14 protein-coding genes are annotated in these 18,178 nt (G+C 41.7%); 2 read left to right on the top strand and 12 right to left on the bottom strand.

Annotated features, from left to right (window positions below; genetic code table 11):
* Nucleotides 1–89: 89 nt before the first annotated feature.
* From ACA086_RS04785 to ACA086_RS04765, 5 genes are all read right to left on the bottom strand, one after another.
* Nucleotides 90–935: a 1,4-dihydroxy-2-naphthoyl-CoA synthase gene (locus tag ACA086_RS04785; protein ID WP_371002207.1), complete on the bottom strand. Its 846-nt coding sequence runs from the start codon at nt 933–935 to the stop codon at nt 90–92.
* A 53-nt stretch (nt 936–988) separates the two neighbouring features.
* Nucleotides 989–2,266, bottom strand: coding sequence for a glycosyltransferase (locus tag ACA086_RS04780; RefSeq protein ID WP_371002206.1), 1,278 nt, complete (start codon nt 2,264–2,266; stop codon nt 989–991).
* Between the two features lie 2 nt (nt 2,267–2,268).
* Complete coding sequence (locus ACA086_RS04775; protein WP_371002205.1) at nt 2,269–3,780, bottom strand: DEAD/DEAH box helicase; 1,512 nt, start codon at nt 3,778–3,780, stop codon at nt 2,269–2,271.
* 110 nt (nt 3,781–3,890) lie between these two features.
* The gene (locus ACA086_RS04770; RefSeq protein ID WP_371002204.1) at nt 3,891–4,820 is read right to left on the bottom strand and encodes a 2-hydroxyacid dehydrogenase; all 930 of its coding nucleotides are present in this window, start codon (nt 4,818–4,820) and stop codon (nt 3,891–3,893) included.
* Nucleotides 4,821–4,829: 9 nt separating this feature from the next.
* Nucleotides 4,830–5,420, bottom strand: a complete 591-nt coding sequence (locus tag ACA086_RS04765; RefSeq protein WP_371002203.1) for a DUF6155 family protein — start codon at nt 5,418–5,420, stop codon at nt 4,830–4,832.
* A gap of 137 nt (nt 5,421–5,557) precedes the next feature.
* Between ACA086_RS04765 and ACA086_RS04760 the strand changes: the two genes are divergently transcribed.
* Nucleotides 5,558–6,421 (top strand): RNA polymerase sigma factor RpoD/SigA, encoded by an 864-nt coding sequence (locus ACA086_RS04760; protein ID WP_129603926.1) that lies wholly within the window; start codon nt 5,558–5,560, stop codon nt 6,419–6,421.
* 447 nt (nt 6,422–6,868) lie between these two features.
* Here the strand turns inward: ACA086_RS04760 and ACA086_RS04755 are convergent, their stop codons facing one another.
* From ACA086_RS04755 to ACA086_RS04730, 6 genes are read right to left on the bottom strand one after another with little or no spacing between them, the layout of a single operon-like run.
* Nucleotides 6,869–8,110, bottom strand: a complete 1,242-nt coding sequence (locus ACA086_RS04755) for a YaiO family outer membrane beta-barrel protein (protein ID WP_371002202.1) — start codon at nt 8,108–8,110, stop codon at nt 6,869–6,871.
* Nucleotides 8,103–10,475 carry a sulfatase-like hydrolase/transferase gene (locus ACA086_RS04750; protein ID WP_371002201.1) on the bottom strand — a complete coding sequence of 791 codons (2,373 nt, stop codon included), beginning with the start codon at nt 10,473–10,475 and terminating at the stop codon, nt 8,103–8,105. The genes ACA086_RS04755 and ACA086_RS04750 overlap by 8 nt, the downstream gene beginning before the upstream one ends.
* 2 nt (nt 10,476–10,477) lie before the next feature.
* Nucleotides 10,478–11,905, bottom strand: coding sequence for a glycosyltransferase (locus ACA086_RS04745; protein ID WP_371002200.1), 1,428 nt, complete (start codon nt 11,903–11,905; stop codon nt 10,478–10,480).
* Between the two features lie 2 nt (nt 11,906–11,907).
* Nucleotides 11,908–14,070 carry a HEAT repeat domain-containing protein gene (locus ACA086_RS04740; RefSeq protein ID WP_371002199.1) on the bottom strand — a complete coding sequence of 721 codons (2,163 nt, stop codon included), beginning with the start codon at nt 14,068–14,070 and terminating at the stop codon, nt 11,908–11,910.
* A 3-nt stretch (nt 14,071–14,073) separates the two neighbouring features.
* Nucleotides 14,074–14,439: a response regulator transcription factor gene (locus tag ACA086_RS04735; protein WP_371002198.1), complete on the bottom strand. Its 366-nt coding sequence runs from the start codon at nt 14,437–14,439 to the stop codon at nt 14,074–14,076.
* 7 nt (nt 14,440–14,446) lie between these two features.
* Nucleotides 14,447–16,213: an ATP-binding protein gene (locus tag ACA086_RS04730; protein ID WP_371002197.1), complete on the bottom strand. Its 1,767-nt coding sequence runs from the start codon at nt 16,211–16,213 to the stop codon at nt 14,447–14,449.
* Nucleotides 16,214–16,340: 127 nt separating this feature from the next.
* Between ACA086_RS04730 and ACA086_RS04725 the strand changes: the two genes are divergently transcribed.
* Nucleotides 16,341–17,624, top strand: coding sequence for a dipeptidase (locus ACA086_RS04725; protein ID WP_371002196.1), 1,284 nt, complete (start codon nt 16,341–16,343; stop codon nt 17,622–17,624).
* Between the two features lies 1 nt (nt 17,625).
* Here ACA086_RS04725 and ACA086_RS04720 read toward each other — a convergent pair whose 3' ends face one another.
* Nucleotides 17,626–18,027, bottom strand: a complete 402-nt coding sequence (locus ACA086_RS04720; RefSeq protein ID WP_371002195.1) for an acyl-CoA thioesterase — start codon at nt 18,025–18,027, stop codon at nt 17,626–17,628.
* Between the last annotated feature and the right edge of the window lie 151 nt (nt 18,028–18,178).

Below are 18,178 nucleotides of genomic sequence, written 5' to 3'. Positions count from 1 at the left end.
TTAATTTTTTCATTTTCATATAGTGTTCTCGTAAAAAGGCCCCGATCAGAAATGACGGGGCCTTTTTTATTTTAGGTATGCTACTGCACTTAAGGAATCCAGTTGTTTTTGCCAAAGTCTGGTTTTCGCTTTTCTAAAAAGGCATTCCTGCCTTCTTTAGCTTCCTCAGTCATATAGGCCAGGCGCGTTGCCTCTCCTGCAAAGACCTGTTGCCCTACCATTCCGTCGTCTGTAAGATTCATGGCAAATTTGAGCATTTTGATAGAGGTGGGTGACTTCGCAAGGATTTCCATTGCCCATTCATATGCGGTTTCTTCCAGATCGGCATGGGTTACAATGGCATTTACCATCCCCATTTCATAGGCCTGTTCTGCGGAGTACGTTCTGCCAAGGAAAAAGATCTCTCGTGCCTTTTTCTGACCTACCATCTTTGCCAGGTAAGCCGAGCCGTATCCCCCATCAAAACTGGTAACATCAGCATCTGTCTGTTTAAATTTTGCATGCTCTTTACTGGCTAGAGTGATGTCGCACACCACGTGCAGGCTGTGACCTCCACCAACAGCCCATCCGGGAACCACTGCTATGACCACTTTAGGCATAAACCGGATAAGACGCTGTACTTCAAGAATGTTCAGCCTGTGATATCCATCTTCCCCCACATACCCTTTATGCCCTCTTGCTTTCTGATCTCCGCCGCTGCAAAAAGAATACACCCCATCTTTGGAAGAAGGTCCTTCGGCAGATAATAAGACTACTCCTATGGATGTATCTTCCTGGGCGTCGTAAAAAGCTTCGTATAGTTCTTTGGTGGTTTTAGGTCGGAAAGCATTCCTTACGTCTGGCCTGTTAAAGGCAATTCGCGCCACCCCATTCGATTTTTTATAGGTGATATCCTCAAATTCTCCGGCGGTTTCCCATTTAATTGCTGAACTCATTCGCTATTGATTTATTAAGTTAAAGATACGCCATCTCATCGCCCTTTACAATCTTATCCCGTGATGGACTCATCGAGATCTTTTTTATTCATTTGCTGCTTTAAACTTATCCATTTAGAAAGGTATCTGCTACTCCCTAATGTATGGTGTAACAGCATCCTGCCCGTTAGGTTTTTACGTCTGTGGCTCTCCAGATTCTGATGGAGATCCACCAATGTTTTGTGTAATGCAGTGTGGAATTCCTCTTTCCCAAACTCTTCTTCGAGTAAATTTAGTCCCTTTTGTCTTGCCTCCTCCCATTGCCCTTTCTCATTATACAGTCTTATAGCTTTTTCTGCAAAATCCTCCGGATTTGTCCCTAGTTGGTTATTTAACTCCGCAAATGGGGTTCCTTCCGAACCCACTGCAGTCATTACCGAAGGGGTGCCCAGGGAGGCTGCCTGAAACAATTTACCTTTGAGTCCGGCCCCAAACCTAAGGGGCAGGAGATTTACTCTTATATTCTGAAGTACCTCCCCAATATTTTTTATCCAACCTTTGATATAAAAACCTTCTTCCGGTTGATGGAGGTCGATAACTTTTTTAGGGAAATACGCCCCATAGATGTGGAGATTTGCCTCTGGCAGCACATTTCTAATCCTGGGCCAGATATCCTCTTTTAGAAAATTGATAGCATCAATATTTGGAGTATGCTTCCCATTCCCTACAAAACAAAAGTCCTTGCGTGATTCGAAGTCCGGGATATTATTTTTCTGGGCCGGATCAGCTGGATCAAAAACAAAAGGAAGGTAATTAAGCAGGGAAGGGTCAATAGAACTATAAGTCTTCAACAATTCCATTTCAAATTTGGATATTACCAGAGAGAGGTCACAGCGGTATATACTTGCAAGCTCCCTTAAGGTAATCTCCTGCATTTGCCAGAATTCGGGAGAAAATTTAGTTCCTTTTTTCAGCGCCAATTCCCGACTTTGGCGAAGGGAATGCAGGTCCTGGGTGTCGAGTATTCTTATCGCCGATGGGATTCGCTCTGCCACGCGCCAGCCAAAATATTCTTCGGTCAGGAAGCGATCGAAAACCACGATGGCAGGGTTGATTTTCGTGATTAACTCATCAAAGCTGTCGTGGTTGAGTTTGATGGCAATACAATCGATGTCGTATTCCTCAAGTGGTGAAGAATGCGGAGTTTTAGCTGCTGCCGAACACAGGGTAATTTTGTAATTGAGTGACTTAAAGAAACTGAGGATCTGCAGGGTTCGCACTCCGGCAGCAGTGGCTTCAGGTTCTGGCCAGGTATAACCAATGTATAGAACCTCAGGCACTTTGTTTTTCATAATCACATTTTGGCCGCAAACATCTGAGAGATTTTTAGGCGTAATTTACGCTCGTAATCTTCCTCCAACCACTCCTTATAGTTCTTGGTATTGTTCATAATGCAATAGGAATATTGCCTTACGCGATACTCGATCTCCTCCTTGAGCTGTTTGGCCAGGATTCGTGCATCAAACACATCTTCGCTGTTTTCAACACAGATCTTTGCGTGCTGTTCAATACTTCGTTCGAGCACAATTTTCGACCTTAATCCCTGGGCAAAAATTTCCTTGTAGACTGCCTTTACATCGAAATCGATATCTTTAGATTTTGAAAACTTTTCCCTTAGCTCAGGAGGCATTTCATAAACGAATTCCCGCTCGATATCCTCATCGTTTTTAATGTTTTCGAGGTAGAAATCAGGAAAATGAAAAATCTCCTGCCAGTCCATCGGAGCATCCCACATCCCAAATCTTGCGATATTATTCCCGAGATCAACTACGGTAAATTCATCTTTATTGGGTAAAATCCTGGATCCCCTCCCTATCATTTGGAAATACAGTGTTAAGGATCTTGTTGCCCTGTTGAGAATAATCGTTTCTACTGTAGGTTCATCAAATCCGGTGGTAAGAATACTCACCGACGTCAGAATCGCATCAGGGGTATTTGAAAACCATTCAAGTATCTCCTTACGTTCTGTTGCTGTATTCTTGTTGTCAAGATGCCTGATGGGATATCCAGCCTTTTTAAAGGTTTCATAGACGTATCGGGAAGTGTTTATTCCATTATTAAAAATCAGGGTTTTTGTCCCTTTCCCGATTTCCTCATACGCTCCCAGCAATTTGGAAAGCATATTGTAATTTCCGTAAAGCTCATCAGAAGACTTTACGGTGTAGTCTCCGCTTATTCCCAATTTCAGGGATCTCAGGCTTACGTCGTAGCTGTACATATTGGCACGGGCCAGGTAGCGGTTTTTAATAAGGGATTCGATGGACTGCCCCACTATAAGTTTCTTATAGTGGTCTTTCATCGGTAATTTTATATTGGAGCTAAGTGGGGTGGCCGTAACGCCAAGGATGATAGAGGTATCAAAATACTTAAAGAGCTTCCTGAAAGAATTGTAATGGGCTTCATCAATGATTACCAGGCCAATATCCTTTAGTGAAATTGTTCCTTCCTGCAGCCGATTGTTTAGCGTCTCTACCATGGCCACGTAGCACATATGCGGATCGTCGCTTTGTAATTCTTTTACTTCGCTGTTGATGATCTTGTTTTTGACTCCAAATCCCTTGAGCATTTTTGAGGTCTGCTGACTGAGTTCTATACGGTGGGTTAGCACCACGACCTTCTTCTTGCGATGTTCTATAAACCTGCGTGTAATTTCAGAAAATACAACTGTTTTTCCACCTCCTGTTGGGAGCTGGTATAATAGATTGGAATTATCCGAGTCATTATCGAGGTGCTCAAATATGGAGTGGAGATCCTCTAATTGGTAATCGTATAGAGTCTTCTCAATATTTTCAGTGGAAATCGACAAAAAGTATTCAGATTTAGGTTAAAAATTCTATTTCAGGGCTCTTAAATCGCCAATTTGCAAAACTAGAGGATTTTTTTTCTTAAATGAAATTTATGATCTGAAATCTGATTTTAATATCCCAGTTCGGGATCAATTTGATTGAGGAGAGCTTGCCCTTTCTCCAGTCTCCGGTAGTTTTCAACCAATTGTGGGACAACTGATTGGGGATCAGAAACACTGGCGACATGTGGAGTAATTTTAATCCTGGGGTGTGCCCAGAAAGGATGATCTGAAGGAAGGGGTTCCTGGTTAAAGACGTCGAGACATGCACCTGAGAGTTGACCGGTATCTAAAAGTGGAATGAGCTCATCCTCAGCGAGATGCCCTCCCCTGGCTACATTAATCAGATAAGCTCCCGGGCGAAGTTGAATCAGTGTTGATGTATTGAGAATTCCCTTTGTCTCCGCAGTAAGGGGTAAAAGACAAATTAATATAGAGGTCCGATTAAGAAATTCTTTTTCTCCTGACTTCCCGTGATACACAACAATTCCGGGCTGTGATTTGGGATGTCTTGACCATCCTATGACCCGAAAACCGAGTTGAGACAAGGCCCTGCCCACATGAGAACCCAAAGTACCAAAGCCCATAATTCCGACCGTATGATCTGCAATCCTGCCGTAAGGCCTGGGTTTCCATTGTGCAGCGAACTGATCCTGGGCATATTGATCCATATTTTTTAAATGCCCAAAGACGGCAGTCAGTACGTATTCAGCCATGTCATCAGCAAGGGCGTCGTCAATAACTCTGGTGATAGGAATCCCGGCAGGTCTTGATTCATCTTTAAGAATAAAATCCACGCCCGCTCCAAAAGAAGTAATACATTTTAGATTGGGATACCCTTCAAGACTTCCCTTGGGATGTTTCCAGACGATCGCCATGGAAATAGATTCCCTGGGATGAGGTTCATTAAAAGAATATACCGGCAAATCCGGGTATTGATCAAGGAAGGTCTTTTTCCAAAGATCTAGTTTTCCGTCCTGCCGTATCAGTACAATGGCCATATCTGGGTATTAGGGTAGATCGTTCATATAGGCCAGGTCGAGAATCTGATCGAAATCCTCCTGAAATTCCCATTCCTGTTCCTGTAATACCTGCCTGATCTTTTGTAATCTTTCTTTAAACTCTGGCAAAATTGCATTCAGAGAGAGATGTTGAACAGCTTCTCTGTAGGAGCGCAGCATACTTTTATAAAAGGCTTCATTAACCCTGTTACTGGCTGAGTAGCGCTGAGCGGTTTCTATATTAAAAAGCATCAGATCGGCAAGCAGGTGGGGATCCATTCCCAATATACTGTATTGCTTAATAAATTTCTGAGCGACAGAACGTCTGGCCCGGGCTCGCTTCCTTTTTAAGGGAAAATATTCGTTAGATATTTTTGCTTTTGCCTCACCTATCAATTTATCTTCTTTAGGGTTAAAGGCGAAATTATAATAGGTCTTTACCTGCGGAAAGCGCTCGTATAAATCTAAAATCTGCAATTCCAGATCCTTTTTTTTAAGCTCCCTCAGATATTTCTTTAATGCCGACTTGCTCATTTCTTGCTGTAAACCGCTCGTAAAGGTACTTATTACACCTCGGAATGCAAGCAGGAGAGTCGTCAAAACGCCATATTTTACTATAGTTTGAAGAAAATACTAAAGTTCTCATAAAATATGTATAAGATTGGGGGTGTGCCTTTGGAAAAGACAGAATAAAAGTGTATAATGAGAGAATGTAATCATTAAACTTTTCAAGATATATGAGGCAACTTAAGATAATCAAGCAGGTCACCAACAGAGAATCAAAATCCTTGGATAAGTACCTGCAGGATATCAGTAAAATAGATTTGATCACTGCCAATGAGGAAGTAGAGTTGGCCCAGAGAATCAGGGCAGGCGATCAGCTGGCACTTGAGAAACTCACAAACGCTAATTTAAGGTTTGTGGTCTCAGTTGCAAAACAATACCAAAATCAGGGCCTTACACTCCCGGATCTTATTAATGAAGGCAATGTTGGTCTTGTTAAGGCCGCAAAGCGATTTGATGAAACCCGCGGATTTAAGTTTATTTCTTATGCCGTTTGGTGGATTCGCCAATCCATTTTACAAGCACTGGCCGAGCAATCAAGGGTGGTAAGGCTACCTCTGAATAAAATCGGATCGATCAACAAGATCAAAAAAGCATTTTCTTACCTCGAACAGGCACACGAAAGGCCTCCATCGGCAGAAGAAATCGCACAGGAGCTTGAAATGACCGTAAGTGAGGTAAAACAATCTATAAAAAACTCTGGAAGACATGTATCCATGGATGCCCCTCTAAAAGAAGGAGAAGATTCTAACCTTTACGATGTAATGCGTTCTGGGGAATCACCTAAACCAGACAAAGGCTTGATGCAGCAGTCGCTGAATACAGAAATCAACCGGGCTTTGGATACTTTATCCCCCAGAGAGGCAGATGTAGTTAAGTTGTATTACGGAATCGGAGATCAACAATCGATGACACTGGCTGAGATAGGTCAGACCTTTGATCTAACCCGTGAGCGAGTGAGGCAAATCAGAGAAAAAGCCATTCGTAAACTTCGGCATAACACCCGCAGTAAGCTGCTTAAGGCTTACTTAGGATAACAGCCCTGAATAAAAATAAAAAGGAAGCCTCAGGGCTTCCTTTTTTCTTTTAAACAATCTATACACTAAAACAATTAAGAACAGCTCAATCTGCTGATCTCAAAGTCTTTCAGAATCTCATTGAGATCCTCAATAAAGTTTAAATAAGCTGCGTTGTCATAATTTGGATTTGCCATAAGCTTTGGGGTTTAAGGTTCACCGATTATCTAGAGATAATCTAGTTCTGCTAATTCATTTACGCTCAGTATTTCATTCAAATCTTTGAGGAAGTTTAAGTATTCCTCACCGTAGGTATCATATAACATTTTTGTTTGGTTTTTAGTGAGATCTGGGGCTCATTGATTATATAGTAAACATATTTTTTCTTCACAAAAACAACAACACTTTGTGGTGTATCATTATATAATTGTTGTATATAACGTGTTTTATGAGGTACTTATTGCGATATCAGAAGCGAACCTGATATCTCAGACCGGCAGAAATTGCCCAAAAATAGTTTCCTGCAGCAAATACGAATTCTTGCCTGGTTAAGCCCAGATGCGCCCTGTACAGCGAAGGGTTACTTCCGAATGAAAATTGATATTCAGCCATAAGCTGTTGTGATTCAACAAACAGCATGGTTTCCGCAACCAATGTGGTGTTCGCAAGAAATTGCCTAAATTCAGGCATAAAGCCCATTCCGGCAGTCATTCCTATATAATTATTGGCGTCTTTTAAATATTTCCTGGCAGTGAGTACCCCAGAGATCCCCATTGTACTATTCTTTCTGGGGGTAATATAAGGACGGAGGGAAAAGTAATAATTTCCTTTGTAGAATCCAGCTGAACCGGTAAAAATTGAGACATCACTATCGCTAAAGGACAAAAATCGGGCACCCAGGGAGGCTTCTATCCCTTTAGGCAGATTGACATACACATCACCCCCTACCCTGTGCTCCGGATATATTTCCGAATCGCTGTATCCATAATTTAGATAAGCGTAAACCGACTTTGAAAATTGAGGATAAAGATCTAATTCATACTGTATCCCATCAATTTTAAATCGATTACTATAGTTGATTCTCGGGATGATCTTCCCATAGGCAGTACCAAATTGGAGCTCCAGACCCGAGTAATACATGGGGTCAAAGACTACATCAAAAATATCTGCTGAACTGAAGACGGTTACCGAGTTGGTAAATTTCTTACCCTCTTCCTCCCCGATCGCAACTGCATCAGAGGAGGTAGAAGGTTCGTCCCAGGCGTCCATTATCCTAGTCCTTAAAGAATCAATTTCCTTATCTTCAGGAAGGTAAAGAAGAGCCTTATTGGCCAGGCCAATTGCTGTATTCCTGTTCAAGGCGTATATTTCATTTCGGATCGCTGCCACCCAGACTTCTTTGTTCTGCCGTTCTTTTGACGTTATCCGGTTAAAATGTTTCCGGGCCTCTTCATAGTCTCCATCCCAACTGTAGGTTTTTGCTATCAGACTTTTGACGTCCGTATAATTGGGATACTGATTCAGGATGGTATTCAATGTATCCCTGGCCTGATCCCTCCGGCCATCGCTGGCAAGGGCCATTGCCCGGCGTAGGGAAATATCCGGATCCCCGTTATACGCCAGTTCCTGGGCCATAGCCTCTTTCGGAATCAACCCAAAGAAAACAATTCCTAGACATCCAACTATCGTATGTATGATTCCCCTATTCATATCCGTCTTCTTCAAAGTTCAGGTATCCCAGATTCTCACTGCTAAACAGGGTTTGATCCTGCTTCATCTTATCTTCAGCCCTCTTAATTTTATCACTTAGCTCCTCATTGCCAATTCTGTGTTTCCTGATTAATTTCTTCAGCTCGGCTACTTTATAGTTAGTATCTGACCAGAAATACACATCCAGCAATGCCGAATACGCATCTGCATACACCGGGTATTTTTTGATCGTTTTTTCAAGTATGATGGCTGCCCGGGAATACTCTTTGTTCCAGGCGTAAATACGACCTTTAAGGACTTCGGTATCGGCATGTCCCGGGACCTCTTTCAGGATATGGTCACAAAGGAGGAGGGCACGTTCCCTCTCCCCAGCAATGGCCAGATCTCTGGCCGTTTTATAAGCATTATCGTAGTCATCACTATTAAACACACTATTAATCCATACCAGGTCTGATTTACTGTCTTTTGAGGTCGTTTTTCCTTCTAACTCGTTGCCGGGCATCAATTTATTTTTCTGAGTCACATAGGTGTTGATAGCCTTGAATTCCCGGAAGGAATTTTTGATTTCCTCTTTTTTCTCTGACGACTTCGGATCGAACAAGCTAAGATTTGCTCCAATCTCATACAATGAGTTTCCGGATATAAACAGATTGCCTTTTATAAATTCCTGTATATTTTTCCGATGCCTGTAAAGCGGAATGGCCTTTTCTTCCTTTATAAATCCCTTGTGAACCAGGCCTTCTCCCAGCCAGGCGACCTCCTCAGGTATTTTAAAATTGTGCGTAGCATTTAAGAGTCCGGCCAACTCTGGTAAAACATCGGCATGTGAGACCAACGACCCTATTCTTTTTGGTGATTTTAACATCGGACTATACATTAGCAATGGAACTCTGTAACGGTCCAGATAATCCGACTGTGGCAGGTCCCTCAAATTGTGACTGCCGGTAATAATAAATACAGTGTTGTAAAATTCTGATTTCCGTTTATAACCCTCAATAAAATCACCGATTGCTTTATCTGCAAACAACAGACTGGCAAAGATCTCTCTGTTCTTTTCTATGAGTCGTCTGTCACGACCCTCAATTTGCTCAGAGGCCAGAATTTCCTCTACCCTTTCTTTGTATTTGTCTTCATTCGGTATATGAAATGGATTTCTGGTACTTTGAGTAAGGAAAATATCTATTCTGGGGCCATCTGTGCTTTGGAAGTCATCAAGCCATTTGCCATATAAATCCGAATCGTGATACCCCAGGGAGATTCCCGCTGCATCCGATTCCTGCTGTTTGTACTGAGGACCAAATGCTTTTCGATCCGACAGGTAATCTATCTCTTCTTCGTAGAGAAATTTTCCCAGATTGTTTAAAGAAGCATTTCCCCCGAAGTGGAAAGAAGTATGGAATTCGTTGTCATTGAGCAGGTCGATCAACGTATACTGGTTTGTCTTTTCGTCTATATTGGTGAATCCTTCCTCTCCGAAGGGAAGTGATCCGATAATTGATGGAATACTCGCAGTTGATTCTCCCGTATTACTCAGATTATGAGGCCAGTACAATGATTTATTGATTAATCCATTTAAATAAGGCATAAAGGCTTTATACGTCGCTTTTTCCCCCACAAAATCCGATCCGACCCCGTCCATAACTATAAAGACCAGATTAGGCGGCTGTTCTTTATACTGGAAATAATCGGCCAGCTCAGATGTTGGCTTAAAGGGTTTTAACAAGGGGTATTCTTCCTGTCCTTCGTATTTATTGAAATCGAATGACTCCTCCGCAGTGTGGTATATCAGGTGTTGAGTTTTGTTTTCGTTCACCGGATTTTTCCTTGTGATGAGAGTTGCCAGGAAAAGACTGAAGAGAATAATTGTAAATGGATACATCCTGCTGATCAGGTCATAAATATTAGTAGTTGCCCGGTAAAACAAATACATAGAAACCACTGCGGTAAAAAGAAATACAGGGGAATAGTAGAATAAGGAAAGTCCATTGTTTCTCCTTAGTTGTTCTGTAAAGCCGGCACCTAAAATTTCATAGTTATCCACATAGTATTTTGTAAGCAACCCCTCTACACCCAGCCCCAGTACTAATAGCACAACCACTGTCTTAAATCCCAGATTGGATTTAAAATGTTCGAGAAATTTATAAAGGAAGACCAGGAACAGAGCTGCAAGGGAGGTAAAACCCAGGTGATGTACCACCAGAAGCAGAAAGCTTTTGTTGATGACCCCATCAAGCACTCCTGCCCAGTATAATCGCGTATTCTGATAAAGAGACAAGAGACATAAGCACAGGAAAAATGCCAGGATGAGCCTGATAAAATCACGCAAATCCCGCTTTCTTGTCCCTATGTTAATGTCTGTCTGCATCCTTATGCTTTTGCAAATCCTTTTCTAACCTGTGAGCCCCAACCAGATCGTATTTTAAATAATTTCTTGTAATTCCCCCGAACCGAAGACCATACTACCAATGGATGGAAAAACAGTGGCTCCAGAATGGCAACAAGCATCAGGGTAAGTATGTCACGGGTTTTAGAGTACTGATTATACGAATAGACTTCCCAGAGAATCGCATAGAAAGAGAACATAATTGAGAAGCTATAAATGGTAATAGTAATGGCAATGAAGAACTCCCAGTTGATAATCCCCAGGTAGATAAACAATACAATGGCCAGAAGACCGACAAACTCGAGAAGGGGCGCCAGCCATTCATAAAAAAACCAATAGGGATAACTCAACATACCCAGTCGGCCATATTTTGGGTTAAAAAACATGTCCTTATGCGTATTCAGGGTCTCCAAATTCCCTCGTGACCATCGATCGCGCTGATTTACAAATATTTTAAGATCCTCAGGTACTTCTGTCCAGCAAAGTGGATCAGGAATATAGGCTACGTGATAAGGTTCGTCAATATCGTGCATATATCTTCTCATCCTGAAGATAATCTCCATATCCTCCCCTACAGTATTTGTGTCATATCCACCTACTGCCAGGGCAATCTCCCGGTCGAAAAACCCGAAGGCTCCTGAAATAATTAAAAGGCTGTCTATCCTGCCCCACGCCATTCTCCCCAGTAAAAATGAACGCGTATATTCCAGAAGCTGGAATTTGGCCAACCAATTCTTGGGTAATCTGATCTCTTCCAGTGTCCCCCCCGATATTTTACAAGAGTTCGCCACGCGAATTACCCCTCCAACTGCGATCACACGTTTTTCGGAATGCTGGTAGAACGACTTAACAACGTGCAGAAGAGCCTCAGGTACTATCAAGCAGTCTACATCGATACAGCCTACATACTTATTTTCCGAGAGATAAATACCGGCATTTAAGGCATCCGACTTCCCTCCGTTTGCCTTGTCAACAACCGTTAATTTGGCAAAGGAACGCTGTTCTGATTTATAGATTCCCCTGATGGTTTTCGACTTTATATCGGGGTCGATATCCCTATCAATTTTTTTAAGATCATACGCTTCTATAAGTTTCTCCAGGGTATCATCCTTGCTCCCGTCATTTACAACCATGACTTCGTAGTTCACATACTGCAAAGAGAGCAGGGACCTCACATTTTCAACGATCGTCAACCCTTCATTATAGGCAGGAGCAATTATGGTTATTCCCGGCGCGAGTGGAGACCCAAGGGTCTTTGAAATATTCCCAAAACTATTTTTGTGCTTGTAGTGGATCGAATTACGCGTGGCCAGATAGGCCATAAAAAGGTACAGCGTAAACAAGACCACTGAAAACACCAGAAAAACGATGTTCAGGTACTCCAAAACCACATTAAAAACGCCGTTATCCATGTTTATTGTTTTGTATTTTCAGATTGCACTCCTCTAATATCCAGGTCAAATTCTAACAAACCCTTTGACTTATCAATATTCACCCATTTCACCAGGTTCTCCTCTTCCTTTGTATCTGATCTTTCCTTTGAAAGCCTTTTATTGAGCAATGCAGCCGTTTTACCAGCTGCTTCACGTACCTTCCTGTTTGGATCTTTATCAAGTGTTTTTAAGAACATCAGTTCCTTCTGGTCTCCGATATCCAGAATTTCATTCATCAGGATAAGTTTGGAGTCGACATCGCAGGTTCTGAAGAGCTCCTCAAAAATGCTGAATCCATATGTGGATGTTGCCGTGGCCAATTGTTCCTGAACTGAATTAGTTTCGACAACTTTTTCTTTAGTATTTTCTGTTGCCTCAGATTGTTCTCCTGCATACGAAACATCCTCCCAGTTGACCATGGCACAGGCATCAAAGTCTACCTGCACAGATCCCTGTTCTTCATGGTTAGCTAAATCTCCCTTCTGCTGTTTTTCCTTCCTGGAAGGGATAACGATCTCCACCCCGTCGACTTCCATTTCATTGATTTGACGTATGATCGCAGGCAGGTTTTGTTTTTCGGAGTCCTCGTCTATTACAAAGGGGAGAAAGTTAAAATTCAAATATTCGGTCTCTATGTTGCCGTCTACATCCGGAACCTCTACCCTGCTAAGGATCTCCTCTAGTTCTTTCCTGAAGTTTTCATCCGGATGAACTTCCTCATAGGAAACTTTAAGCTTCCTGAGCTTTCTTTTTGATTTCTTTTCAGGTCGTTTCTTTTCCATGGGGGTTGGTTTTTCTACTACTACAGGTAAAAAATCGAGCGGAAGGTATTGTACTTCCACTGTATCATCGATCTTCTGATTGTCTAGTATTTCGTTAAGCTCTTCCATAAAACAGTAATCGAAAACATCTAAATCCTCATAAAAGAAATCACTGTTCTCTTCAGTGATCACCACATCATCTTCAATCGTCTCAGAGGGTATTTCATTTATCTGTAGGGATTCGGAGTCTTCTGTAGTTTCTTTTTCTTCATTCTCCAGTTCTACAGGACGTTTTGTAACTATGATCTCGGGATCAAGATTTTCAAGTGGGAGGACTGTTTCCGGGGAAATGGAGTTTATAGCACTCAGTGCCTTACTCTTTACATTGAAATTGGAGATTTTTCTGTGAACTTCAAGTAAAAAAGGAATGTGTTCTTCCTTTCCAATAGTTCCTATTGCGTCAAGAATAAATATGCGTGTATCTCTTTTCGACTTTTTAAAAGCAGCCATTAAGGTAGGAATCGCTTCCACGATCCCGAATTCCTTAATACATTCAATGGCTGCCTGCTTTACCTCCTCATTCCTGTGTTTTAATAATTCAGTTACGGAGGCATTGGCGTCGGTCTGATTGTAATGTCTGATGAGCCTGAGCGCAAATAAAACAACATCTTTGTTTTTAGAAGTTAACCAAACCCCGAAGCTAGGTGGGATATAGTCCTTCTTGTTTCGCAGTATTTCAAGAATTTTTATTTGTTGCCATTCTGATATCGGATATCTGGTTGTATCGAGAAATTGCCCTATACCTTCGCTGTTCAAAGAAACCGTAGCAATCTGGGCATGTCTGCGGATGACACTTTTTTTGTGATTTATGAATTTTTTTATCTGTAAGTAGGCCTCCTCTACCTGCATTTGTGTAAGTTCAACTATTCCCTTAGTCACAACCTCCCACCGCCAACTGTAGAGCTTGGCGAAGGCATCAAGATGGAGGTCAAAATCCTTGTAGAGTGAAAACAACCTACGTCGGGCATCCCCGGTAAGGTCGCGCTGCAGATCTAAAAGAATTTCTTTGAGGATACTTCGATTGATAGGGTCTTTGATAAACTCCCTGATTTCAACTTTGAGTTCAACATATTCGTATTTCTCCTCCTTGGAGGCATCTTCTCCGTGAAACAAAAAATTACTAATAATGGGAGTGAGTTGTTTCCTCCGCTCACTGATGTTTTGCGACTTAGCAGAAAGGCGATTCCGGAAGAAAAATATAAAACCAAAATAGAGTATACACAGACTTCCGAACAATACACTTAGATCCCACAAAAGATCCGTATGGATCTTTGGAATACTTAAGAGGGAGAATATGTTATATGTCAGTTCTGTTCTAAACAAAAATCAGGGTTTACTCAGTTCTCTCGTCACCCGCACCAATAGTTCTGAGGGGCTTACGGGTTTTGCTATAAAATCATTGGCTCCCAATTCAAATGCCGAGAGTACATTCTCCTCGTTTCCCGCACTCGAGATTATAATGATCGGCACTTTAGATTCAAGGGTATTTCTAACGTAGTCTACTAATTCGAGGCCGGAGAAATAAGGCATCATGATATCGCTCACAATAATATCGGGGATTTCCCTTTCGAGTTGCTCTTTTACTTCCCTACCGTCACAGGACCAATGCACCTTGTACCCGGCTTTATCCAGCCTATAGTTGAGGAGGGATGCCAGTAATTCATCATCGTCTGCGAGTAAAATCTTTTTCATATGAGACTTATTTGTTTTCCTTGCGTAATCGGGTCATTTCCTTGTCTAAGGCAAATTCTACCATCGGATATTCCTTGATAAATTGTTCGTACAGATACTGCATCTGATCGTGGTTCCTGTCGGTTTTACAATGTTCCTGGATTTGTTGGATCAGAATAAGCAGATTTGCCGCCTGTACCATGGCGAGTCCAGATTTAAGTTTATGGGCCGCAAATTGCAATTGATCATAATCCTGATTTTTTAAATGCAATTTTGCCTTGCCAATAAATTCCAGAGCATTCCCTTTGAACAGCTTCAGCAATTCTTCAAGCATATCAACCTCTCCCATACAATCCTCCAACATCCCTGTGAGGTCTATAGACATACTCAGCTCTTCCCTTTTTGGAACTAACCCCGCATCCGAACTTATTTCAGTTATTTTTTTATCATCTGAATCCGGCAAACCGTATTGGATGAGTTTATTTAACAATTCCTCAGGGGTATAAGGTTTTAATATAAAATCATCGATCCCGTCCTCAGTCGCTTTTTCCTTGTCATTTACAGAGAAATCTGCAGTCAAAGCAACGACGGGCACACTGGAAATGTCAGGATCTTCTGAAGCTCTTATTCTCCTCGTGATCTCATAGCCATCAACTACGGGCATATGCAAATCCATAAAGACCAGGTCGATTTTCTCTTTTTGTAGAATTTTTAATCCAGTTTCGCAGTGTTCTGTAACGAAGAAGGTACAGCCCCAGCCTTTTAAGCGTTTTTTTATCAGCCACTGATTTAACGGATTGTCTTCGAACACAAGAACATTTAAGGATTCAATCCCTGTAGCTTGCGAATTGGTTTTTTCAGGCAATGGAGCCTTTCCTTCTTTCCCGATTTCATATTCAAGGTTCATGGTAAAGACGGTGCCTTTATCAGGTTCGCTCTGAACATCTATTGAACCCCTCAGCCTGTCAACAATCTGCTTTACAATACTCAGGCCCAGTCCTGCACCCCCATACTTTGAGAAGGTATGCTGTTTTGCCTGCTTAAAGGCATCGAAGATGTGAAGTAGGTCTTCTCCGGGTATTCCAATGCCCGTATCCGAAATCTGAAAATCTATACTTACTATACCACTGTTTATGCTCTTTAATTTTGTCTTTAAAACAATTTTACCGTCTTCTGTAAATTTTATTGCATTCCCCAGTAAATTCAACAAAACCTGACTCAGTTTTGAAGGGTCCCCCAACAGGAGCTTCGGAATTTTAGGGTCGGTTTCGACCATGAAGGCGATTTTCTTATCCACAATGAGCGTATCACAGAGGTAAGAAACTTCCCTGATAAGGTTATGAAAATTAAAGGAGACAATATTAAACTCTTCTGCTCCAGATTGGAGCTTTGAATATTCTAGCAATTCGTTGATGATATCCATCAGGGTATTAGAGGCAGACAGAATAGCATTCACCTGTTCTTCCTGCCGCTCATTGAGTTCTCCCTCTTTCATCAGATCTGCAAAGCCCATGATCCCATTCAGAGGAGTTCTGATTTCATGGCTTACTTTGGCAATAAGGTGTGATTCATTTCCTTCAGACTCTCCGGGTAAATTTTCCTTTTTATTCTTGTTTTCTGAGTGATCTTCAATCTCAGGATCGTGACCCCAAATTCTGGCTTCAAGTTCATTTTTAAACAGGTCGAAAGATTGCTTTAACCGGGCTGCTTCTGATGTACTGAGTTCTTCAAATGAAAAATTATTGAGCGCCGATTCAAGATCGGAGATTTGGGTAAGTAGGTTTTTAGATTTCAAGATCGGAGCTTTGATGGGTAAATACTTGACTAAAATCCCCATAAATGCAGGGGGAGCCAATTAAATGTTACCTAGGCTATGGAATGTGTTGTCAAATTGCTTTATTTGTAGGTCTAATCTGAGTAATATGAAGTATTTCATCCCTTTAATTTGTCTTTTGGCGATACTATCCTGTACAGAATCCAAAAAACAGGATATCGAAGCATTGATGGCCCAAGCACAAAAAATCCATGAAAGTGTAATCACCATTGATACTCATGATGATATCAATGTGAACAATTTCACAGACAGTGTTAACTACACTCAAAGGCTGCAAACCCAGTTAAATCTGCCTAAAATGGAAGAAGGCGGATTAAATGTCGCCTGGCTCATAGTTTACACAGGACAGGATTCGCTGACGCCCACTGCCTATGCACGGGCGGAAGAAAATGCCATGGCAAAATTTGATGCCATCCATCGATTATGCGAGGAAATAGCTCCTGAAAAAATCGGTTTGGCACTCAGCTCAGATGATGTGCGAAAACTACACGCTGAAGGTAAAAAAGTAGCTATGATTGGCGTGGAGAACGCCTATCCCATGGGAGAAGATCTGGCAAATTTTGAAAAATACCACGAAATGGGCGCACGATACGTATCCCTCTCGCATAACGGTCACAGTCAGTTCGCCGATTCAAACACGGGAGAAGCAGATAGTGTATGGTTACATAATGGTTTAAGTGAATTAGGCAAAAAGGCTGTATATGAGATGAATAGGCTTGGTATTATGATCGATATATCTCATCCTGCCAAGTCATCCATAAAACAAATGTTTGAACTGAGTAAAGCTCCGCTGATTGCCTCTCACTCTTCGGCCCGGGCCTTATGCGACCATAGTCGGAACCTCGATGATGAACAACTGCTCTGGTTAAAAGAAAACGGAGGTGTAGTACAGACAGTTGCCTTTAGTTCCTATCTGAATACAGAAAAAGACAAAAAATATAAGGCGTATATGAAGGGAGTATATCAGCAAGTGGCTGATTCTCTTGGTATTAACTGGTATGAAAGATCCCAATTCAGATCTCTGAGCCCTGAGCAGCGAGCTGAGTTTATCGAAAATTACCCGAGGGTAATGGCAATTGGTAAAGAATTAGCAGCTACAAAAGCTGACGCGCCCCCGGCTGTTGATGTATCTGATTTTGTGGATCACATCGATTATATGGTTAATCTGATAGGAATTGACCATGTTGGGATAAGCTCCGATTTCGACGGAGGTGGAGGAATTGAAGGCTGGTCTGACGCCTCTGAAACCTTCAATGTTACCCTGGAGCTGGTAAAAAGGGGATATACTGAAGAACAGATCGCAAAATTATGGGGTGAAAATTTACTTCGCGTCCTCGATGAAGTCCAGGCCGTAGCTCAGGAGATGCAATAAGTTAGTCGTCCTCCTCATCTGCCAGGCGGTCTTTTACGTATTCAATTTTTGTTTTTCCGTGTGGAAGAGGTTTCCCTTCTGAATCGAGGTTGACCATTATGATATTGTCTACTGTGAGAATGGTTTCCCTGTTCATTTTATTTCGCGCCTCACATTTTAGTACGAGTGATGATTTCCCAAATTTAATGACCTCTATCCCTATCTCTACGATATCGCCCTGATGGGCTGTACTCATAAAATTGATTTCGGACATATATTTGGTAACTACCTTTTTGTTTTCCAACTGGATGATGCTATACAATGCGGCCTCTTCGTCAATCCAGCTTAATAATCTACCTCCAAAGAGGGTTTGATTGGCGTTGAGGTCTTCGGGTTTTACCCATTTTCTGGTGTGAAATCTCATAGTTAATAATTTGACACAAAATTACCAATTATAGCATGGTCCTGGGAAAGTAAAGGCAATGGATTTAACCGAATTGTCAATTTGACAAATCAAGAGTACTATTATTATCAACTCCCATTTTTTGCCACTTAAAATCGACGACTTTTGTTAA

The organism is Muriicola sp. E247 (assembly GCF_041358175.1).
In the GTDB taxonomy this organism is placed as follows: domain Bacteria; phylum Bacteroidota; class Bacteroidia; order Flavobacteriales; family Flavobacteriaceae; genus Muriicola.
This window is presented reverse-complemented; position numbering and strand designations above follow the sequence as displayed.